This window comes from Humidesulfovibrio idahonensis (assembly GCF_054657715.1).
In genome coordinates this window covers 1173570-1192784 of sequence record NZ_BAAHYE010000002.1, presented here as the reverse complement: position 1 = coordinate 1192784, position 19215 = coordinate 1173570, and the positions used below count along the sequence as shown (strand labels likewise).

General features: G+C 61.3%; 23 protein-coding genes. 15 read left to right on the top strand and 8 right to left on the bottom strand.

The genetic code is table 11. From position 1 onward, the window contains the following. The first annotated feature begins 52 nt into the window (after nucleotides 1-52). The 15 genes from pyrG to ACYQ4W_RS05785 all read left to right on the top strand — a co-directional run bounded on the left by pyrG (nucleotide 53) and on the right by ACYQ4W_RS05785 (nucleotide 11922). Nucleotides 53-1693, top strand: coding sequence for a CTP synthase (gene pyrG / locus ACYQ4W_RS05855; protein ID WP_459853940.1), 1641 nt, complete (start codon nucleotides 53-55; stop codon nucleotides 1691-1693). A 1-nt stretch (nucleotide 1694) separates the two neighbouring features. Beyond that, nucleotides 1695-2513 carry a 3-deoxy-8-phosphooctulonate synthase gene (gene kdsA / locus ACYQ4W_RS05850; RefSeq protein WP_459853938.1) on the top strand — a complete coding sequence of 273 codons (819 nt, stop codon included), beginning with the start codon at nucleotides 1695-1697 and terminating at the stop codon, nucleotides 2511-2513. Continuing rightward, on the top strand, nucleotides 2503-3033 hold the full coding sequence (locus ACYQ4W_RS05845) for a KdsC family phosphatase (RefSeq protein WP_459853935.1): 531 nt from the start codon (nucleotides 2503-2505) through the stop codon (nucleotides 3031-3033). Before kdsA ends, ACYQ4W_RS05845 begins: the two co-directional genes overlap by 11 nt. Further along, a complete protein-coding gene (lptC, locus tag ACYQ4W_RS05840; RefSeq protein ID WP_459853933.1) occupies nucleotides 3034-3612 on the top strand; it encodes an LPS export ABC transporter periplasmic protein LptC in 579 nt (192 codons plus the stop codon). Continuing rightward, entirely contained in the window at nucleotides 3612-4505 is an 894-nt protein-coding gene (locus tag ACYQ4W_RS05835) for an LptA/OstA family protein (RefSeq protein WP_459853931.1), read from the top strand. Before lptC ends, ACYQ4W_RS05835 begins: the two co-directional genes overlap by 1 nt. Before the next feature lies 1 nt (nucleotide 4506). Then, nucleotides 4507-5229, top strand: coding sequence for an LPS export ABC transporter ATP-binding protein (lptB, locus tag ACYQ4W_RS05830; RefSeq protein WP_459853929.1), 723 nt, complete (start codon nucleotides 4507-4509; stop codon nucleotides 5227-5229). A 280-nt stretch (nucleotides 5230-5509) separates the two neighbouring features. Then, nucleotides 5510-6955, top strand: coding sequence for an RNA polymerase factor sigma-54 (rpoN, locus tag ACYQ4W_RS05825; protein ID WP_459853927.1), 1446 nt, complete (start codon nucleotides 5510-5512; stop codon nucleotides 6953-6955). Between the two features lie 39 nt (nucleotides 6956-6994). Continuing rightward, the gene (gene hpf / locus ACYQ4W_RS05820; RefSeq protein WP_459853924.1) at nucleotides 6995-7537 is read left to right on the top strand and encodes a ribosome hibernation-promoting factor, HPF/YfiA family; all 543 of its coding nucleotides are present in this window, start codon (nucleotides 6995-6997) and stop codon (nucleotides 7535-7537) included. Nucleotides 7538-7539: 2 nt separating this feature from the next. After that, nucleotides 7540-7989 (top strand): PTS sugar transporter subunit IIA, encoded by a 450-nt coding sequence (locus tag ACYQ4W_RS05815; RefSeq protein WP_459853922.1) that lies wholly within the window; start codon nucleotides 7540-7542, stop codon nucleotides 7987-7989. A gap of 11 nt (nucleotides 7990-8000) precedes the next feature. Then, the gene (rapZ, locus tag ACYQ4W_RS05810; RefSeq protein WP_459853919.1) at nucleotides 8001-8888 is read left to right on the top strand and encodes an RNase adapter RapZ; all 888 of its coding nucleotides are present in this window, start codon (nucleotides 8001-8003) and stop codon (nucleotides 8886-8888) included. Nucleotides 8889-8939: 51 nt separating this feature from the next. Continuing rightward, nucleotides 8940-9377, top strand: a complete 438-nt coding sequence (locus ACYQ4W_RS05805; RefSeq protein ID WP_459853917.1) for a PTS sugar transporter subunit IIA — start codon at nucleotides 8940-8942, stop codon at nucleotides 9375-9377. A 13-nt stretch (nucleotides 9378-9390) separates the two neighbouring features. Then, nucleotides 9391-9852: a PTS sugar transporter subunit IIB gene (locus ACYQ4W_RS05800; RefSeq protein ID WP_459853914.1), complete on the top strand. Its 462-nt coding sequence runs from the start codon at nucleotides 9391-9393 to the stop codon at nucleotides 9850-9852. Between the two features lie 25 nt (nucleotides 9853-9877). Further along, on the top strand, nucleotides 9878-10552 hold the full coding sequence (locus ACYQ4W_RS05795) for a PTS sugar transporter subunit IIC (protein WP_459853912.1): 675 nt from the start codon (nucleotides 9878-9880) through the stop codon (nucleotides 10550-10552). Between the two features lie 92 nt (nucleotides 10553-10644). Then, complete coding sequence (locus tag ACYQ4W_RS05790; protein ID WP_459853910.1) at nucleotides 10645-11568, top strand: manganese-dependent inorganic pyrophosphatase; 924 nt, start codon at nucleotides 10645-10647, stop codon at nucleotides 11566-11568. A 114-nt stretch (nucleotides 11569-11682) separates the two neighbouring features. Next, nucleotides 11683-11922 carry a DUF2798 domain-containing protein gene (locus tag ACYQ4W_RS05785; protein WP_459853907.1) on the top strand — a complete coding sequence of 80 codons (240 nt, stop codon included), beginning with the start codon at nucleotides 11683-11685 and terminating at the stop codon, nucleotides 11920-11922. A 53-nt stretch (nucleotides 11923-11975) separates the two neighbouring features. Here the strand turns inward: ACYQ4W_RS05785 and dapA are convergent, their stop codons facing one another. The 8 genes from dapA to ACYQ4W_RS05745 all read right to left on the bottom strand — a co-directional run bounded on the left by dapA (nucleotide 11976) and on the right by ACYQ4W_RS05745 (nucleotide 19193). Next, nucleotides 11976-12854 (bottom strand): 4-hydroxy-tetrahydrodipicolinate synthase, encoded by an 879-nt coding sequence (dapA, locus tag ACYQ4W_RS05780; RefSeq protein ID WP_459853905.1) that lies wholly within the window; start codon nucleotides 12852-12854, stop codon nucleotides 11976-11978. Nucleotides 12855-12866: 12 nt separating this feature from the next. After that, nucleotides 12867-13754 carry a UshA-like (seleno)protein family 2 gene (locus tag ACYQ4W_RS05775; protein ID WP_459853903.1) on the bottom strand — a complete coding sequence of 296 codons (888 nt, stop codon included), beginning with the start codon at nucleotides 13752-13754 and terminating at the stop codon, nucleotides 12867-12869. Next, nucleotides 13755-14030: an HU family DNA-binding protein gene (locus tag ACYQ4W_RS05770; RefSeq protein ID WP_459853901.1), complete on the bottom strand. Its 276-nt coding sequence runs from the start codon at nucleotides 14028-14030 to the stop codon at nucleotides 13755-13757. It abuts the gene before it with no gap. A gap of 116 nt (nucleotides 14031-14146) precedes the next feature. Beyond that, complete coding sequence (locus ACYQ4W_RS05765; RefSeq protein ID WP_459853899.1) at nucleotides 14147-14968, bottom strand: MinD/ParA family protein; 822 nt, start codon at nucleotides 14966-14968, stop codon at nucleotides 14147-14149. An 11-nt stretch (nucleotides 14969-14979) separates the two neighbouring features. Continuing rightward, entirely contained in the window at nucleotides 14980-15702 is a 723-nt protein-coding gene (locus ACYQ4W_RS05760) for a hypothetical protein (protein WP_459853897.1), read from the bottom strand. Beyond that, nucleotides 15695-16820 (bottom strand): peptide chain release factor 2 gene (gene prfB / locus ACYQ4W_RS05755; protein ID WP_459853895.1). Its coding sequence is split into 2 segments (ribosomal slippage): nucleotides 15695-16744 and nucleotides 16746-16820, totalling 1125 coding nucleotides; the frame shifts between segments, so codons are not numbered across the junction. Before prfB ends, ACYQ4W_RS05760 begins: the two co-directional genes overlap by 8 nt. Before the next feature lie 21 nt (nucleotides 16821-16841). Further along, complete coding sequence (lnt, locus tag ACYQ4W_RS05750; RefSeq protein ID WP_459853892.1) at nucleotides 16842-18368, bottom strand: apolipoprotein N-acyltransferase; 1527 nt, start codon at nucleotides 18366-18368, stop codon at nucleotides 16842-16844. Between the two features lie 9 nt (nucleotides 18369-18377). Further along, entirely contained in the window at nucleotides 18378-19193 is an 816-nt protein-coding gene (locus ACYQ4W_RS05745; protein WP_459853890.1) for a hemolysin family protein, read from the bottom strand. Nucleotides 19194-19215 lie beyond the last annotated feature (22 nt).

The window sequence follows — 19215 nt, the reverse complement described above, 5'->3', positions numbered from 1 at the left end:
AGTCGTCAACACGCGGAAAAGATAACCTGAAGCAGGCAGAAGGGGTGTTTGCATGAAGACCAAATTTATTTTCATCACCGGCGGCGTGCTGTCCTCGCTAGGCAAAGGCCTTTCCGGGGCTTCCATCGGTGCGCTTTTGCAGGCGCGCGGCCTCAAGGTCACCATCCAAAAACTCGACCCCTACATCAACGTGGACCCCGGAACCATGAACCCCTTCCAGCATGGCGAAGTCTACGTCACCGAAGACGGAGCCGAAACCGACCTGGATTTGGGGCATTACGAGCGCTATCTGGGCATCCACATGGGCCAGGAGAACAACTTCACCTCGGGCCGCATTTATAACAATGTCATCAATAAGGAACGCCGGGGCGACTACCTCGGCGGCACCGTGCAGGTCATCCCGCACATCACCGACGAGATCAAGGCCGCCGTGCTGAACGCCCCCCAGAACGACGAGGACGTGGCGCTCATCGAAATCGGCGGCACCGTGGGCGACATCGAGGGTCTGCCGTTCCTGGAGGCCATCCGCCAGCTCAAGAACGACCTGGGCAAGGAAAACGTCCTGTACATCCACCTGACGCTGGTGCCGTACATGCGCGCGGCCGGCGAGCTCAAGACCAAGCCCACCCAGCACAGCGTCAAGGAACTGCGCGCCATCGGCATTCAGCCCGACATCATCCTGTGTCGCTCGGAAGTGCCTCTGCCCGCCGAGCTCAAGGCCAAGATCGCGCTGTTCTGCGACGTGGACCGTGACGCCGTGTTCTCCGCCATCGACGTGAAGAGCATTTACGAGGTTCCGCTGGAGTACTACCGCGAAGGCGTGGACCAGAAGATCGCCATCCTGCTCAAGCTGCCCGCCAAGAACGCGGAGCTGGACGCCTGGAAGGAATTGAACCGCCGCATCGCCAATCCCAAGAGCCGCGTCAAGGTCGGCATTGTCGGCAAGTACGTGGATTTGAAGGAAGCCTACAAGAGCCTGCACGAGGCCCTTGTCCATGGCGGCGTGGCCAATGAGGTCGCCCTTGACCTCGAATACGTGAACTCCGAGGAGATCACGGCCAAAAACGTGGAGAAGCGCCTCAAGGGGCTCGACGCCATCCTGGTGCCCGGCGGCTTCGGCTCGCGCGGCATCGAGGGCAAGATCCTTTCCATCAAATACGCGCGTGAGAAGCAGGTGCCGTTCTTCGGCATTTGCCTGGGCATGCAGTGCGCGGTCATCGAGTACTCGCGCAACGTGCTGGGGCTTGAAAAAGCCAACTCCCAGGAGTTCGACGAGTTCACGCCCGATCCGGTCATCTACCTCATGACGGAATGGTACGACTTCCGCAAAAAGAAGGTCGAGAAGCGCAACGAGGAGTCCAACAAGGGCGGCACCATGCGTCTGGGCTCTTATCCCTGCAAGCTGGTGAAGGACACCAAGGCCTTTGAAGCCTACGGCGAGCCCCGCATCGAGGAACGCCACCGCCACCGCTATGAGTTCAACAAGAAATACGCCGAGGCGTTGCAGCAGAAGGGGCTTGTGCTTTCCGGCCTTTCTCCGGACGAGGCTCTGGTGGAGATTGTGGAACTGCCCGGGCATCCCTGGTTTTTGGGCTGCCAGTTCCATCCGGAATTCAAGTCCGGCCCCATGAAGCCGCATCCGCTGTTCCGCGAATTCATCACCGCGGCCGTGAAATACGCCCAGAGCAAGTAAGATGGCCCAGGACTCCTCCGCCCTTTACGCCAAAAGCCTGACAGGTCCGTTCATCCTGGCCGGGCCGTGCGTGCTGGAAAGCCGACAGCTGGCCCTGGATGTGGCGCGCGAGCTCGCGGCCATATCCAAGCGCCTGGACCTGCCCATCGTGTTCAAGAGCTCCTACGACAAGGCCAACCGCACCTCGGTGACGAGCTTCCGTGGGCCGGGCATGGACATGGGCCTTTCCTGGCTGGCCGAGGTGCGCGAGACCACCGGCCTGCCCATCGTGACCGACATCCACCTGCCGGAGCAGGCCGAGCCTGTTTCGCAAGTGGCGGATGTGCTCCAGATTCCGGCCTTTTTGTGCCGCCAGACGGATTTGCTGGTGGCCGCGGCCGAGACGGGACGCATCGTCAACGTGAAGAAGGGGCAGTTCGTGGCCCCCTGGGACATGAAGAACGTGACCGAAAAGCTGCGCAGCACCGGCAACGGCCGCGTGTGGCTCACGGAGCGCGGCGCGAGCTTCGGCTACAACAACCTCGTGGTCGACATGCGCAGCATCCCGCTCATGCGCGGCTTCGGCGCTCCGGTGGTGTTCGACGCCACGCATTCCGTGCAGTTGCCGGGAGGGCAGGGCAGCACCTCGGGCGGCCAGCGCGAGTTCGTCATCCCCCTGGCCAGCGCCGCCGTGGCCGCCGGGGCGAATGGCGTGTTCCTCGAGGTCCACCCGGATCCGGACCACGCCCTGTGCGATGGTCCGAACAGCCTGCCTCTGGCGCAGCTCGAAGGGCTTCTTAAACGTCTGCTGGCCATTTGGAGCGTTCCCAGTGCCGGATAACACGCCGGAAAAACTGGGCGCAGCGGTCAAGCTGCTCATCCTGGACGTTGACGGCGTGTTGACGGACGGCGGGCTGTATTATGACCATGAAGGCAATGTAACCAAGCGCTTCCATGTGCAGGACGGCCTTGGAATCAAACTTGCACAATCCTGTGGGCTCGACGTCGCCGTCATCACCGGCCTCAAACATGGCGCGGTGGAAAAGCGGGTGCGCGAGCTTGGCATTACGGAATATCATGCAGGGCACGTCGACAAGGTGCCCTTGATGGATGCGATACGGGGAAGGCTGGGCCTGACGCGGCCGGAAGTCGCCTACCTGGGCGATGACTGGGTCGACGCGGGCGTTATGCAGGCCGTGGGCTTGCCCATGGCCGTGGCCAATGCCCAGCCCGAAATCCTCGCCTTGGCCAAGTGGGTCTCCCGGCTCTCTGGCGGGCAGGGGGCGGTCCGAGAGGCCGTCATGTTCCTCCTGCGCTGCCGCGGTCAGTTCGAAGCAGCCTGGGAGAAGTGGAGCGGATGAATGCGCAAGCCTTTTGTCACTGTGGTTGTCATCTTTCTGCTGGGGCTGGCCATCGGGCTCGTCGTGAACCAGCAGAGAGGCACCCGCAGCACCCCTGCTGAGAAAGCGCAAACCAAGGCCGAGCCGCAAGTGCAGGCCGAGGATTTGGAGCTGGTGCAGGGCAGCGACGGCAAGGAGCTGTGGCGCGTGCGGGCCAAAAGCGCGGAGTACAGCCTCGACCAGCGCGTCGTGCAGGTCATCCGGCCCCAGCTTTCGGCCTACATCGGCCCGGAGCGCGAGGAAGTGTTCATCAAGTCCGACACGGGCGAGATAAACCAGATGGGCAACACCCTGACCCTGCGCGACAACATCGCCGGCAGGTTTGGGGCTTTCGCCCTCACCTCGGATGTGTTTGACTACATCGGGGCCATGAAGAAGGCGTATTTCAAGGGGCGCGTCGTGGTCACCCGCCCGGATTTCACGGTCAACGCCACCACGGTGGAGATTAATTTGGAAACCAAGGAATTGACCGCCGCCGGCGGGGTTGCCGCGGAATTGACGCCGGCCAGCTTGAACGCCCTCAAGAAGGAGAAGAAATAGTGCGGCAGCGCAGGAATAGCCTTCTCTTCACGGCATGTGCGGCCGTGTTCCTGCTCTTGTTCTCCATGCAGGGATTTGCGCAAGCTCCGAACTGGGGCGACGTGCGCGTTGTGGAGCATCCCGTGAGCGTCCACCACAAGCCGGACGGCGCCTCTCCCCTGGTGCGCACCCTCAAGGTGGGCGACAAGGTCCGCGTGGACTTTGTGCAGCCCAATGGCTGGGGCGCCCTGTTCGACATGACCGAAACCCAGCGTGATGTAACCAAGGCCATCGGCTACGCCGAGGTGCGGCTTTTGACGCCGCTGGCCCAGGCCAAGATTCCGGCTGCGCAACCCCAGGCCGGTCCGCGCAAGGCCGAGGCCAAGTCCTCGAATACATCCGAGGTCAAGAGCGAGGTCAAGGACCCTCCGAGTCTGCTCTCCGGCCAGGCGCCCAGCGGCGGCGCGCAGGACCCCGTGCGCATCACCTCGGACAAGATGGTGTACAGCCAGAACGACAACGCCGTGGTGTTTCTGGGCAATGTCCATGGCACGCAGAAGGACATGGCCATCTGGGCCGCCAAGGTCACGGCGTACTTTGCGGACAAGAAGAAAGAGCAGAAGGGCGGGGCGGACAAAGCTCCCGGCGACTTCGGCGACAAGATCGAGCGCATCGTGGCCGAGGGCAGCGTGCGGCTTGTGGCGGGCAAGAACGAGGGCGCGTGCAGCACGCTTATCTACTACGTCGCGGACGGCGTCATGCGCATGGAGGGCAATCCCATCCTGCGCGAAGGGCAGAACACCGTGCGCGGCGACGTGATCAAGTTCTACATCCGCGAGAACCGCAGCGAGGTTCTGAGCGGCGCGCAGCGCAGGGTCGAGGCCATATTCTTCTCACCCAAGGACAAGAAATAGCATGTCCGAGCTCACCGCCACCAATCTTTCCAAACGCTATGGCGAACGCGAGGTCGTGCGCCACATCAATCTGTCCATCCGCGACCGCGAAGTGGTGGGACTGCTTGGCCCCAACGGCGCTGGCAAAACCACCACGTTCTACATGCTGGTGGGCGTGGTGAATCCGACCACGGGCAATGTCGTGCTCGACGGCCAGGACGTGACCGAAAGGCCCCTGCACGAGCGCGCGCGGCTCGGACTTTCGTACCTGCCGCAGGAAAGCTCCATCTTCAAGAAGCTCTCCGTGCGCAAGAATCTGGACGTGATTCTGGAGCAGATGCCCATGACGCGCGCCCAGCGCGAGGCGCGGGCCGTTGAGCTGCTGGAGATGTTCAACATCACCAAGCTGGCCAACCAGCCGGCCATGTTCCTCTCCGGCGGCGAGCGCCGGCGCCTGGAAATCGCCCGGGCGCTCATTTTGAATCCCAAGTTCATCCTCCTCGACGAGCCCTTTGCCGGCATCGATCCCATCGCTGTCATCGACATTCAGGAGATCATCTCCGTGCTCAAAAGAATGGGCATCGGTATCCTCATCTCCGACCACAATGTTCGTGAAACATTGAATATTTGCGACCGCGCCTATCTGGTGTACGAGGGCATGGTCATCCTTGACGGCAGCCCCACAGAAATCGTGCAGAGCAGCAAAGCCCGCAAACTCTACCTGGGCGAGTCCTTCAGTCTCTGATCCTTGGAAATCCTGTTTGAATCACGCCGGTTATAAGGGCCTTGCCCCATCCTGCCGTGCCGAACTTCAGTTTTGTGGATTTACACAAGAGCAGAAGGTTGGTACACTTTTTTCATGTCTTTCCCCCGCTCTGGAATTGTGCGTATATTTGCAGGGTTATCAGAAAAATCTTGCACAGGCCTTCTGCCTGTGGCACCCTGAACACGCAAAAGCCCGCATGGGGTAAGTAAAATTTCGGCGTCCTGTACGCCTGTTCCGATGGAGGCAGCAGTTATCGACTATGGGTCTTGAGCTTCGCCAACAACTCAAGCTGACGCAGCAGCTGGTCATGACGCCACAGCTGCAGCAGGCCATCAAGCTTTTGCAGCTCTCTCGGCTGGAGCTTGTGGAGACCATTCAGCAAGAGCTGATGGAAAATCCGTTTTTGGAGGAGCTTGATCCGGATGTGGTTGATACCGCGCCCTCCACAGATACTCTAGACGATTACGAGCATGCCCACACCGACTCTGAAAGCCGCGCCGAGGAAGACCTCATGCGCACGGCGGACTGGGAAAACTACCTGGGCGAATTTTCGAGCGTCACCAAGCAGGCCATGGGCCGCGACCTCGAAGTGCCGGAGGAGGGCCTCTCCTTCGAAGCCCGCCTGACCTCAAAGCCCAATCTGGACGGCCACCTCTCGTGGCAGATGCGCTTGTCGAACTTCTCCGACCGTGACCTCTCCATCGGCGAAATCATCATCGGCAACCTCGATTCGCGCGGGTATCTTCAGGCCACGGCCGAGGAGATCTGCGAGCAGCTGCCCGGTGTGCAGCCCGCCGATGTCGAAACGGTCATCCGGCGCATCCAGCGGCTCGATCCTGTTGGCGTGGCCGCGCGCAGCGTGCAGGAATGCCTGCTGGTGCAGATCGAAGTCCTGAAGTACGACCGCGACCCCATCCTGGTTTCCCTGGTGCGCGACCACCTGGAGGACCTGGAGAAGCATCGCTACAAGCCCCTCACCAAGAAGTTCCGCATCAGCATGGAGGACCTGAAGGAGTATCTGGACGTCATCCAGACCCTTGAGCCCATGCCCGGCGCGCATTTCTCCTCCAACGACCCACAGTTCGTGAGCCCGGACGTCTTCGTCTACAAGCACGGCCAGGACTTTGTCATCGTGCTCAACGAAGACGGCTTCCCCAGGCTGCAGCTCAACAGTTTTTATGTGGATAATTTGAAGGCCAAGACCTCGACGGAAAAGGATTATTTTCAAGACAAGGTGCGCAGCGCGGAGTGGCTGATGAAGAGCCTTTACCAGCGGCAGCGGACCTTGTACAAGGTGATGGAGAGCATCGTTCGGTTTCAGCGCGACTTTTTCGAGTTTGGCGTCACCAAGCTCAAACCGCTGATCCTGAAAGAGGTTGCGGAGGACATCGGCATGCACGAGTCCACGGTGAGCCGCATCACCACGAGCAAGTATGTCGCAACGCCGCACGGCATTTATGAGCTGAAGTTCTTTTTCAACAGCGCCCTAGACCTTGACGACGGCACCCAGGTCGGTTCCGAATCCGTCAAGGCGCTCATTAAACAACTGATAAACGAGGAGAACCCCAAAAGACCACTCAGCGATGAACAGATAGGCGAGATCCTCAAGCAGAAATTGGAGGTGAACATCGCGCGGCGCACGGTAGCCAAATACCGCACCGCGATGAACATCGAATCCTCCTCCAAGCGCAAGCAGGTCTTCTAAACAGGCGTCGCCCGCCATCAAGCATCACGGAGGTATTGCATGAACATTTCTTTCGCCTTCAAGAATTTCGAGCCCTCTGACCACTTGAAGGAATATGCCTCTTCCCGCTTTGAGAAGATGGGCAAGTTCATTGGCGATACCGTTGAGACGGAGCTGCAGATCAGCCTTTCCGTGGAGAAGTTCCGCCACAAGGCCGATGTTGTCCTGCTCTCGGACAACCTGCACATCTCCGCCTACGAAGAATCCGAGGACATGTACTCCACCATCGACCAGGTGCTGGACAAGCTGGAGGCGCAGCTGAAGCGCATGCGCGAGCGCCACAAGGAGCGCCGCCGCGGCGGCACTCCCCGGGCAGCCCGCATGGATGTCATCAGCTTTAGCGAAGAGCCCGGCGGCCGCACTCCGACCATCAAGGAGACGGACAACTTCGAGCCCAAGCCCATGAGCGTCGATGAAGCGGCCATGCAGCTTGAGAGCAGGAAGTTCGAGTTTCTCGTGTTCCGCAATGCGGACACCTCACGCGTCAATGTGCTTTACCGCACCAAGAACGGAGACTTCGGTCTCATCGACCCTGGAAACTAACGATGCGCCTTGACGAGTACCTTGACCGGGATCTGGTGCTGCCCGAGCTTGCCTCGACCACCAAGCCCGATGTGTTGCGGGAGATGACGGGCGCCATTGCGGCCCGCCATCCCCATTTGGACGCCGAACTCGCCCTCTCGGTCCTGCTGGACCGGGAGGGTCTCGGCACCACGGGCATTGGCGACGGGGTGGCCATTCCCCACGGCAAACTGCCCGCGCTTGAGAACATCATCGTGCTCGTGGCGCGCAGCAAAATGGGCGTGGACTTCGAAGCGCTGGACTTCAAGCCCTGCAACATCTTTTTCCTCGTGCTCGCCCCGGAGCAGATGACTGGAATACACCTGCGCATACTGGCGCACATTTCGCGCCTCATCAAAGACGAATCCTTCCGCAAGGACTTCTTCGACGCGCCTGACCGCGACGCGCTGTTCAAGCTCCTGCAATCCTATTAAAGGACAGGCTCGTGGCGCAGGCTCCTCAGGAATCGCTCTCCGTCGTGGTCGTTACCGGGCTTTCTGGCTCCGGTAAAAGTACCGCGCTCAATGTCTTTGAGGACTTGGGCTACTTCTGCGTCGATGGTTTGCCGGCCTCCATGCTGCCCAAGCTGGCCTCGCTGTTCTTGGGCAAAGATTCCAAACACCGGGGCTTGGCCCTGGGCATGGACCTGCGCCAGCATGATTTTTTGGAGCAGTGGAACGACGCCGTTCAGGAGCTTTCGGCCAAGGGCGTTTTTGTGCGCGTGCTTTTCGTGGAGGCCAAGTCGGCCGTCATCATGCGCCGCTATGCCACCACGCGCCGGCCGCACCCGCTGGAAAGCGGCGAGCTTGGCCTTGAGCAGGCCTTGGTGAAGGAACGGGCCATGCTTGCGCCCCTGCGCAAGGATGCCGAACTCGTCCTCGACACCAGCGAATGCTCCATCCACGACCTGCGCCGCCTGATCCAGGAACGCTTCATGGCCAAGGACCAGGCCTGCCACGGCATGCGCGTGCACGTCATCTCCTTCGGCTTCAAGTACGGCGTTCCGGCGGAAGCGGACCTTGTCTTCGACCTACGCTTCTTGCCCAATCCATATTTCGTGCCGGAGCTTCGCCCCTTGTCCGGCAAGGACGCCGCCGTGGCCGACTATGTGCTGAAGGGCGAGCCGGGCCTGACCTTCAAGCAAAAGCTTCTTGATTTTCTGCAGTACATTCTGCCTCTTTATGCGGCCGAGGGACGGTACCGCATTGCCGTGGCCATTGGCTGCACCGGTGGCCGTCACCGGTCCGTAGCCATGAGCGAGCTGCTGTTCGCCACTTTGCGCGACACCGGCTATTCCGTGACCCTGGAGCACCGGCACTTCGATCTGGGCTAACCGGTTCGTGCCAGAACATGTGCGCGTTTTGACGCGCATGCAGGCGAGACAATGGCTGAGACAAACGAAACGCAGGCGGATGTGAAGCAGATCGGCGTGCTCGTGGTCACCCACGGGGCTTTTGGCGCCGCCTTGCTCGACGCCGGAAAGATGATCGTCGGCCCTCAGGAGGGCACGGATTCCGTGAGCGTCCTCGTGTCACGCGGGGTGGACGAGATCGTCGCCGAGCTCAAGGCCGCGCTGACGCGACTGGAACGCGGCATGGGCGTCCTGGTGCTCACGGATCTTTTCGGCGGCACGCCGACAACCTTGAGCCTCTCCCTGCGCAAGCTCGGCAACATCGAAGTGGTGGCCGGCGTGAACCTGCCCATGCTGCTCAAAGTGCTGCAAGGCCGCAACACGACCCTTTCCGAACTGGCCGCGCAGGCCAAGGCCGCAGGGCTGCAGGGCATCGTTGTCCCTGGCGAAATGCTGCGCAAGAAATCCTAGGAGCCGGACGCAAGTGTTTTGGGTGCGAGTGGACAACAGACTCATCCACGGACAGGTGGTGGAAGCTTGGGTGCCGTACATCGGGGCGCACAACATACTTGTGGGCAACGACGACCTGGCCCAGGACGAGCTGCAGCAGGAGATCATGTCCCTGGCCATTCCGCGCGCCGTCGAAAGCGCCTTTCTGTCCATCGACGAACTACCGGGCGATCCGCGCCTTTCCGTTGCCGGGCGCGAAAACACGCTGCTTCTGTTTTCCACCTGCCTCGATGTGCGCCGCGCCTTTGAGAAGGGCCTGCGGCTGCCGGTGCTGAACGTGGGCAACCTGCATTACTCCACGGGCAAGCGCCAGCTTTCGCCCAGCGTCTCACTCGGACCGGAGGACGAAGCCTGCCTGCATTTTCTGCTGGAGCAGGGCGTTGAGTTGGATTTCCGCTGTGTGCCAAACGATCCCGTCACCGTGAGGTTCGCATGATGGAAGTGAGCATGACCGGCCCCGTGTGGTTCGCCACGGTCGGTTTTTTTTTGCCCTGTTCTCGCTTTTCCGCTTCTCCGTCAGCCTGGGGCTGATTGAACGCCCGCTGGTGATCGGCCTCTTCTGGGGGCTTTTTGTCGGCAATCTCGAATCCAGCCTGTTCATCGCCATCTTCTACGAGCTGCTCTGGCTCGACTTCATCCCGGTCGGCACGTTCATTCCGCCCCACATGACCGCGGCCTGCTTCACTGCGCTGGCCATCAGCAGCTATTGCGGGCTCGATTCCCTGCCGCTCATCGTGCTGCCGCTCGTGTTTGGTCTGCCCATGGCCTGGCTTGGCGCCAAGCTGGAGCGGACCATGCGCGACAGGCTCAACCGCTCCTACGGCGGGGTGCTGCAATGGGTGCGCAAGCCGCTGGACACCAACGTGCCCGGCAAGCTGCTCATGGGCAGCTTGGTGAGCAAGATCTTGGCGAATTGGTTGTTCTTTTTGGTCGGCGCCGGGGTTTTGACCTTGCTCTCCCGTTTTGTGCTCAGCCATTACGGCCCGCTTTTGGCTTCCATCAAAATTTCCTGGACACATTTGCTCATTGCCGCCAGCGTGGGCGGAATGCTGGCCCTGCGCCTGCGCAGCCTGTATGTATCCGTTGCGGCCGGGGCGGTTGTCCTCGGTATTTTACGCTTCATTGGCATCTTCTGACTTGGCAAAGCCCATGTCTTGTGATAAATGGAACAATCGTCCGTGACGAATGGACCTTTCCTGGCATACACATAATTTTGAGGAGGACTTACATGGCTATTATTGTTTGTGGTCACAAAAATCCCGATTGCGACTCCATCACCGCTGCCATCGCCGTTGCCGACCTGCTGAGCAAGCGCGGCATGGAAGCCACCCCTGTCGCTCAGGGGCCCGCCACCCCGGACGCCGCCTTCGTGCTGAACAAGTTCGGCCTGGCCGCTCCCGCCATCGAGACCGACGCCACCGGCAAGGACATCGCCCTTGTCGACCACTCCGATCTCGCTCAGGCCCTGGACAACCTCGACAAGGGCAAGGTCGTCTGCATCGTTGACCACCACAAGCTGGGCGACGTGACCACCCCGAATCCGCTTGAAATCTGGGTCATGCCCGTCGGCTGCTCCGGCACGGTCATCAAGGCCATGTACGACTTCTACAGCATCGCCATCCCCAAGGGCATCGCCGGCGCCCTGCTTTGCGCCATCCTGAACGACACCGTTCTGTTCAAGTCCCCCACCTGCACCGACGCCGACAAGGCCGCTTGCGAAGCCCTTGCCAAGATCGCCGGCGTGGCCGACTACAAGGCCCTGGGCATGGAAATGCTGAAGATCAAGGGCTCCGTCGAGGGCATCCCCGCGGTTGACCTGATGAATCGCGACTACAAGGACTTCAACATGGGCGGCAAGAAGGTCGGCATCGGCCAGGTCGAGGTTCTGGACCTCACCCTGCTCGACAAGATCAAGCCCGCTCTGGTTGAAGAGTGCAAGAAGCTGAAGTCCGACGGCCGTCACACCGTCCTTCTGCTCCTCACCGACATCATGAAGGAAGGCTCCGAGATCCTCGTGGTCTCCGACGACGCCTCCATGGTCGAGAAGGCCTTCGGCGGCAAGGTCGGCGGCGCGCTGGGCTCCATGTGGGTTGACGGCTGCATGAGCCGCAAGAAGCAGGTCGTGCCTCCCATGGAAAAGGCTTTCGCCTAATCCAGACCATCGCTTCGTTCATTCAGGCGGGTTCCTTCGAGAGCCCGCCTTTTTTTGCGCTTGCGGCCCAAGGGGTGTTGACACTGTGCGCACGCGGGCAATAGGAATGCGGATATGCGCTTCCTGCCGGCCAAATGCACCTGCGCCGCCGTGCCCCTTGTGGTCTCCGGCTGCATGACCTGCCTTGTTTCGGCCATCGCCACTGTGCGGGCCGTGCCGGTGGCGGCGTTTTGGGACACATGGCCCCTCTCGTGGCTGATCTCCTGGGCCGTGGCCTACCCGGTGATGCTCGCCATGCTTCCCCTTGCGCGTCGTCTCATTGCCGCCATCACGCTGCCCCCCGCAAACCAATAAAAAAACGCCCCGGTCTTGCGGCCAGGGCGTTCTTGATTCTTGCTAGAAGAGCTTTAGATGACTGCGGCGGCTTTCAAGGCCTGCTGCAACTGTTCCGCATGGGCTGCTTCCAGGGGAACCAGAGGCAGGCGGAACTCCAGGGGCATCTTGCCCATCAGGTGCAGGGCGGTCTTCACCGGAATGGGGTTGGTCTCCAGGAACATGGCCCTGTTCAGGGGCATGAGCTCCAGGTTCAGCGCCTGGGCGCGGGCCGTGTCACCCTTGAAGAACGCCTGGCACATGCCGGACATCTTGGCGGGCACGATGTTCGAGGTGACCGAGATGACGCCCGAGCCGCCGACGGAAAGCAGCGGCAGCACGGTGTAATCGTCGCCGGAGAGAACCATGAAGTCCTTACCCAGCGCCTCGATGACTTCCGTGCCCTGCTTCAGGTCGCCAGTGGCTTCCTTGCAGCCGATGACCTCGGGCACGGCCTTGGCGATGCGCGCCAGGGTCTTGGGCAGCAGATTGAGACCGGTGCGGCCCGGAACATTGTACACCACGTACGGCATGGAAGCCTCGGCGGCGATGGCTTTGAAATGCGCCACAAGGCCGTCTGGCGTCGGTTTGTTGTAATACGGAGTGATGAGCAGGGCGGCGTCGGCCCCGGCCTCTTTGGCCATGGCCACCAGCTCGATGGCCTCGCGGGTGTTGTTGGACCCGGCCCCGGCGATGACAGGCACACGGCCTTTGACCTGGTCCACGCAGATTTTGATGACCTGGCCCTGCTCCGTGTGGGAGAGGGTGGCCGCTTCGCCGGTGGTGCCGCAGGGCACAACGCCGTCGATGCCTTGTTCAATCTGCCATTCGATGAAGGCTCTGTATGCCTCCTCGTCCACGGCGCCGTTCTTGAACGGCGTCACCAGTGCGGTAAACGCGCCGCGAAAGCTCATTCAATCCTCCTTCTAATCGGTGCCCATGTGCTGCATGAGCGTCAGCATCTGCGGGTCTTCCTGATACTGATCAGTGAGCCCGAAGAGGCTCATACGAATATTTTTCTCTTCCGTCCATTTAAAAGTGGAACTGTGCTCCGGCCAAGCCAGAACCTCTACACGGAGGACGGACTTGCCCTCTGAAAACGAGCGGATCCACGCGGTTTTCCCCTCGGCCGCCAGGGTGCCCACAAGCCCCATGCCCGGTCCAGAACCGAGAAGAACATCAGGCAGGGCGCCTTTGTCGGCCCGGGTGAGCAGCTCGGACTCCTTGTTGTAGCCCCAGGGGCTCATGACCACCACGAGCTTGACCGAGCCGCGCAGCTTGCGCACGGCATTCTCCATTTGGTGGATGAGATTCTCCGGCACGGCAGGAGCGCTGTAGGCCACAGGAGGCAAAAGAATCACGCCGATCCTTGGGCCGCCTTCGCTGTGCAGAATGTGCTGCTCGAGCTTTTCGCCGCCTTTCCAGTATGCCCGCGTCTGAACACCGGCCTTGGCCAGGGAGGCTCGTTCCGCCGGGGTGACGAAGACCAGGTCGTGGCGCAGCTGGTCAAAAGCCTTGGCCATGAACTCCAGGCGCTTTTTCGAAGGCGGTTTGGCGGGCAGATCGCGGGTAAACTCGTAGCCCCCGGCCAAAAAGTAGGCCGGCGCTTCTCTGGTTGCCTCATGCTTGAGGGCTTTTTGCGCGCTGACCCGCCGGGCCAGTCCTCCGACCAGTTTCCCGCCTCAGGAAGGGCAGGGGCGGACTTCGCCTTCGGTATTGGCGCAAAAAAGCAGGGTGAGCCGAGGCCCACCCGCTATGGCTTGCGTGGCAAGCCCCAGAGTCAATGTCAGGATCAGGAGAAGGATGCGGACCATTTAATCGTTGATGAATTCCTTGAGTTCTTTGCCAGGGCGGAAGAAGGGAAGGCGCTTGGGGTGCACTTCGACCACGGTACCCGTCTTGGGGTTGCGGCCGGTGTAACCTTCGTAGTCCTTCACCTTGAAGCTTCCGAAGCCGCGAATCTCGACCCTGTCGCCGGCGACCAGGGCGTCTTTGATGGAATCGAAAAAGGCACTGACGACTTTGGTGGCGTCGTCGATATGCAGCTTCTTGTCATCCGCCAGCGCTTTGATAAGTTCACTCTTGTTCATTGACCGCTCCGTTAAGTTGGGCAGTTCGTGTCATCACGCCGCCGTACAGATGGGGGGTACTTGGCAGCATCTAATCAACCTATGCCGAAAAAGCAGCTATTCCGTCAAGGGTTTCGTTAGGTTGGGGAAGAAAGAATTTGCTTCAGCGCCATGCGCCCGGAAATGGCCTCAAGATTCTCCTCGCGGTAGCGGGCAACGCGGTTCGCCAGCACGGCAATGTCCTTGATGGCCGGGCATTGCGGGGCATGTCGGGCCAGGGGCGTCTGGTTGATGACCGCCTGCGTCATGGTGCGGTCCAGGCGCACATGCCCCAGGTTCACAAGCTCGAAGCCGAGAAAATTTCTGCACGCCATATTCAGGCGTTCAAAGGTTTCCTTGGCCTCTTTTGCTGTGGCCTGGTTCACCACGATGAGAAAGTCGCGCACGCCGAAGCGGGCGTTGAGCACCTTGATGATGGCGTAGCCATCGGTGAGGGAGGTCGGCTCAGGGGTCACCAGCACCACGCGCATTTGCGCCATGCGCGCCAGGGAAAGCACCGTGCCGCTGATGCCCGCGCCCAGATCCAGCACGAGAAATTCGTAGCCCGACACAAGGTCGTTCAGCTTGTCGAAAAGCGCGCCCTGCTGGTTCTGGTCCATCTCGACCATCTCGGGCACGCCGCTGGCCGCGGGGAGGATGTCCAGTCCCGGCTCAACGGTCTGCACGACCTCTGACGCATGCGCCGTGCCCGCGAGCATGTCCTGCATGTTCTTTTCCGGCGCAAGGCCAAGCAGCACATCGAGGTTGGCCAGTCCCAGGTCGCAGTCCATGAGCAGAAGCTTGTGCCCCATGTCGCGCAGGGCGAAGCCAAGGTTCAGCGAAAGATTGGTTTTGCCCACGCCGCCCTTGCCGCTCATGATGCAGAGGCTGACGGTCTTGCCGGGGTTGATGGCGTTCATATATGTCCCTGTTACTCTGGCAATTTCTTGCCGGTGAAGAGGAAATGCTTTTCGCTTGCGCGCACAAGGGTCTCGCGCGAGGCCAGAACGGCATCAACGCAGGGGGCGACTTCCAGCCTGTTGCCGCCCATGCGCCGGGCCTCGGCCAGGGCTTCTTCAGCGCGCTCGACAAGGGCGTTGGTGTTGAGCTCGACCAGACCGCCATAGCCCACAAGCCCGGCCGAACACACCAGGCCCGGATCGCTGACTTGCCGGATGCGCCGCAGCATGGCGCCGAGCAGGCGTTCCGCAGCGGCCAGCGGCGTGCCCGAGAGCACAACGGCCACGGGTCCGGCATTGAGCCGTGTGACGTGGTCGAAGCGGCGCAGCTGCGCCCGCGTGAGGTCGAAGACCGTGTCCAGGGCGTCGCCGTCCTCCGGTTCTATGAGCGCCAAGGCAAGGGGCTGCTGGCAGAGCCGGGCGCGCTCCATCTCGCACACGAGAAAATGGTGGAGCAGGGCGTCCGCCGCCTCGCGCACGATGTCGCCCATGTCTTGGGCCAGTGCGGAGACAGAGGCCGCGCGCCATTTGTTCAAGTCGAGTTCGGAGCGGATGGTGCGCCAGGATTCTGCGTCCAGGCCCTTGAAGACCCGGATGAGGCAGTAGGAGCCGCCGTCGTTTTCTGCCGCAGCGTTGGCAGACTGGCATGCGGCCTCAATATCGGCCAACCGCCTCCGCAGGGTGTTCTCAGCCATTGCCGGATTTCCTTTCGCCGTGAACATGCAGCAGGGTGGCGCGCAGGAATTCGTCCAAGCGGCCGTCGAGCACGGCGTCTACGCCGCTGTCCTCGAAGCTGCTGCGATGGTCCTTCACCAGCCGGTAGGGTTGCAGGGTATAGGTGCGGATCTGGCTGCCGAAGGCGATGGCGTCCTTTGTGGAATAGTCAGCTTTTTTAGTTGCTTCCAGTTCCTTGAGTTCGCGTTCATAAAGTCGGGCTTTAAGAACCTTCATGGCGAAGATCTTGTTCTTCAACTGCGACTTTTCGTTTTGGCACTGCACAACGATGTTCGTGGGCAAGTGGGTTATGCGCACAGCGGAGTTGGTGCGGTTCACGTGCTGGCCGCCGGGACCGCTGGCGCGGAACACATCGATGCGCAGATCCTCGTCCTTCACGTCAATCTCGATGTTCGTGTCGATGTCCGGGTACACGTCCACCGAGGCAAAGGCGGTGTGCCTGCGGCCGGAGGCGTCGAAGGGGGAAATGCGGATGAGCCGGTGGATGCCCGCCTCGCCCTTGAGCAGCCCGTAGGCGTAAGGGCCGGTTATCTGCAGGGTGACGCTCTTGATGCCCGCTTCGTCGCCGTACAGGCGGTCCAGCTCCGCGACCTGGAAGCCGCGCGACTCTGCCCAGCGCAGGTACATGCGCAAAAGCATCTCCGCCCAGTCCTGGGCGTCAACGCCGCCGGCGCCGGGGTGGATCTCCAGAATGGCCGGGCTGTTGTCGTCGGGGCCGCTCAGCAGGGTGGCTAGCTCGGTCTCGTCAAGTCGCTTCTGCAGCTCGGTCAGGTTCTCCGCCAGGGCCTCGAAGGCATCCTGGCCTTGGTCCTCCTGCGCGAGCTCCAGCCATTCGTCCACGTTGCTCTTGGCTTGCGAAAGGGCGTCGTACATGCCCAAGCGGAATTCCAGGGCGCTTTTCTCGCGCAAGACAGGCGTCAATTCCTCGGGCTTGTCCCAGGCGCCGGGTTTGGACAGCTGGGCTTCAATCTCCTTCAGGCGCTCCTGTGACTCGGCCGAGTCAAAGCCGCCCCCAAAGGGTTTGGAACTGTTCGAGCAAGGACTGGCCCTGCGTTTTAAGATCAGCGAATTGCAGCATGTTTGTATCTGTACCGCCAGACTAAATCTGGCCGAGGTTTGAGGTGGAGTCGCGTCCACCGATGATGAGCAGGAACGTGAAGAGCGCCAGCAGTCCGGCAAGACCTATGAGCAGGTAATTGTAGAACTGGTGGAAAACCGTGAACTCCGAGTGGGCATGCACCATGCCCGCGGCTGCCAGCTCCTGAAATTGCGGACCGGCGATCTTGATGCGCCCAAGGGGATCGATGAAGGCCGATATGCCGGTATTGGTGCTGCGCACGATGTAACGGCCCTGTTCAATGGCCCGAAGCGCGGTCAATTGCAAGTGCTGATGCGGGGCGCTCGTGTTTCCGAACCAGGCGTCGTTGCTGATGTTGATGAGCAGGTTCGCGCCCTGGCTCACGCGGTCCTGTGCGAGCCCGGCGAATATGGCCTCGTAACAGACCAGCACGCCCAGGGAAAGATCGCCGGATTTGAGCGCGCGCTCATTCTTGCCCGGCACAAAGTCGCCCACGCCGGAAACCAGCTTTTGTATGGGGAGGACGCTCGCCAGCGGCGTGTATTCGCCAAAGGGAACGAGATGCTCCTTGTCGTACCAGGAGGGCGCCTGGTTGCGGTTATCAAGCAGAAAAGCCCGGTTGAACAGGATGAAGGAGCCAGGGCCGTCGACTTGCTGATAGGCGGGAGAGCCCAGCACCAGTGCGGCCTTGCCCTTGCGCACAAAGTCGATCACCGGGGTGCGCAGGGGCGAGTTGTCCTGAAAATAGAACGGCATGGCGGTTTCAGGCCAGACAATGAGCTCCGGCTCGGACGAGTCCGCAATCTGTTTGCTCAGGCGCAGGTATTTTTGCACCGTGGCCTGCTGATACTCCGGGTCCCACTTGATGCTTTGGTCGATGTTGCCCTGCACCACGGCAATGCTGTGGGCGGGGGAGGTTTCCGCATAATTTGCCAAGCGTTGCCAGCCGATGCCGAGCACGCTGGCCGCCGCCAGCAGCGAAAGAAGAAGGCAGGCCTTGTTCCGCCCGCTCAAAACCACGCCGGCGATGCTCAGCACGATGAGGCCCGACAGGCCGTAAGCGCCCACATAGGCCGCCGCCTGCACCACAATGGGCCAGGCCACGAAGGCCGAGGATAGCGTGAGCCAGGAAAAGCCCGAGAGCAGCGAGGCCTGGGCCAGCTCCATGGTCGTCCAGGCGATGCCGATGAAGAGCGTGGCCAGGAGGGGATGGAGCCGGTTGGAAAGGTGGGCCGCGATGCCGAACAAGCCATAATAGCAGCCCATGGCCATGGACAGCAGCACCGGCACCGGCAGGGCCAGGGCCCAGTGGATGTCGCCGAAGTGCTCAATGGGCCAGAACACCCAGTATAAGGTTGCCAGCGACGCCAGTGATCCCGCCTGCCACGCGTATTTGAAGGCCAGCTTGGCCGAAGGGGCTGCGAGCCCCAGCAGAACGATGCCAAGCGGCAGCAGCAAGGCCGCGGCGGGAAATTGCACCCAGGGGCTGGCATAGCCCAAAAGCGCTCCCAAGGCGGCGACGATGGCCCAAAGCAGGGGGTTCAGCACGGAGCTGTCCTATTCCGCGCGCAGCACGCGCAGGCTTTCAATATGTTTCGCGTCGGCCTCGTGCACCTGGAAGCGCCAGCCGCCCAGGTCGAAGCTCTCGCCCTTTTCAGGGATATGCCCGGCGATTTCGCTCAAGTGCCCGCCGATGCTTTCCACAAGGTCGGAGGCGAGGTCCAGGCCGAAGCGCTCATTGATCTCGTCGAGGGAGACGCGGCCGGACACGATCTGGCTGCCATCGGGCATTTCCTGAACGTCCTCCGGGCGCAGCGCGTCGTATTCGTCGCCGATTTCGCCGACGATCTGCTCCAGAATGTCCTCCATGGTGAGCATGCCCGCGGTGCCGCCGTACTCGTCCAGGGCGATGACAAGATGGATCTTGCGCGACTGCATGTCGTGCAGCAGGCTCTTCAGATTCGTCGTTTCCGGCACGAAATGCACAGGGCGCATGATGCTGGTGACGGGCGGCTGTTCCCCCAGCGGCAGCAGCAAGGGGCCGAGCACATCCTTGGCGTGCACCACACCCACCATGTGGTCGCGGTTGTCGCGATAGATGGGGATGCGCGAGTGCCCGTGCTCGATGATGAGCGCGGCGACCTCGGCCAGGGTGCTGTCCTGCTCCGCGCAGAAAATATCCGGCCTGGGGATCATGATCTCGCTGACGCGCCGTTCTTCCAGCTCGATGACGTTTTGCAGAATGCGCACGTCGTCGCTTTTTATCTCGCCTTCGGCCACCGCATCCTTGAACATTTCGTCAAGGGGTGAATCGCTTCTGCGGAACAGGCTGCGGATGGCCGAAAGTATTGTGCCGTTTGACCCTTCGTCCAAGACTGGGCTCCTCGTCTGTGCG

Coding starts and splice junctions, on each gene's coding strand:
- pyrG (WP_459853940.1), top strand. CDS start 53: ATGAAGACCAAATTTATTTTCATCACCGGCGGCGTGCTGTCCTCGCTA.
- kdsA (WP_459853938.1), top strand. CDS start 1,695: ATGGCCCAGGACTCCTCCGCCCTTTACGCCAAAAGCCTGACAGGTCCG.
- lptC (WP_459853933.1), top strand. CDS start 3,034: ATGCGCAAGCCTTTTGTCACTGTGGTTGTCATCTTTCTGCTGGGGCTG.
- lptB (WP_459853929.1), top strand. CDS start 4,507: ATGTCCGAGCTCACCGCCACCAATCTTTCCAAACGCTATGGCGAACGC.
- rpoN (WP_459853927.1), top strand. CDS start 5,510: ATGGGTCTTGAGCTTCGCCAACAACTCAAGCTGACGCAGCAGCTGGTC.
- hpf (WP_459853924.1), top strand. CDS start 6,995: ATGAACATTTCTTTCGCCTTCAAGAATTTCGAGCCCTCTGACCACTTG.
- ACYQ4W_RS05815 (WP_459853922.1), top strand. CDS start 7,540: ATGCGCCTTGACGAGTACCTTGACCGGGATCTGGTGCTGCCCGAGCTT.
- ACYQ4W_RS05805 (WP_459853917.1), top strand. CDS start 8,940: ATGGCTGAGACAAACGAAACGCAGGCGGATGTGAAGCAGATCGGCGTG.
- ACYQ4W_RS05790 (WP_459853910.1), top strand. CDS start 10,645: ATGGCTATTATTGTTTGTGGTCACAAAAATCCCGATTGCGACTCCATC.
- ACYQ4W_RS05785 (WP_459853907.1), top strand. CDS start 11,683: ATGCGCTTCCTGCCGGCCAAATGCACCTGCGCCGCCGTGCCCCTTGTG.
- dapA (WP_459853905.1), bottom strand. CDS start 12,854: ATGAGCTTTCGCGGCGCGTTTACCGCACTGGTGACGCCGTTCAAGAAC.
- ACYQ4W_RS05770 (WP_459853901.1), bottom strand. CDS start 14,030: ATGAACAAGAGTGAACTTATCAAAGCGCTGGCGGATGACAAGAAGCTG.
- ACYQ4W_RS05765 (WP_459853899.1), bottom strand. CDS start 14,968: ATGAACGCCATCAACCCCGGCAAGACCGTCAGCCTCTGCATCATGAGC.
- ACYQ4W_RS05760 (WP_459853897.1), bottom strand. CDS start 15,702: ATGGCTGAGAACACCCTGCGGAGGCGGTTGGCCGATATTGAGGCCGCA.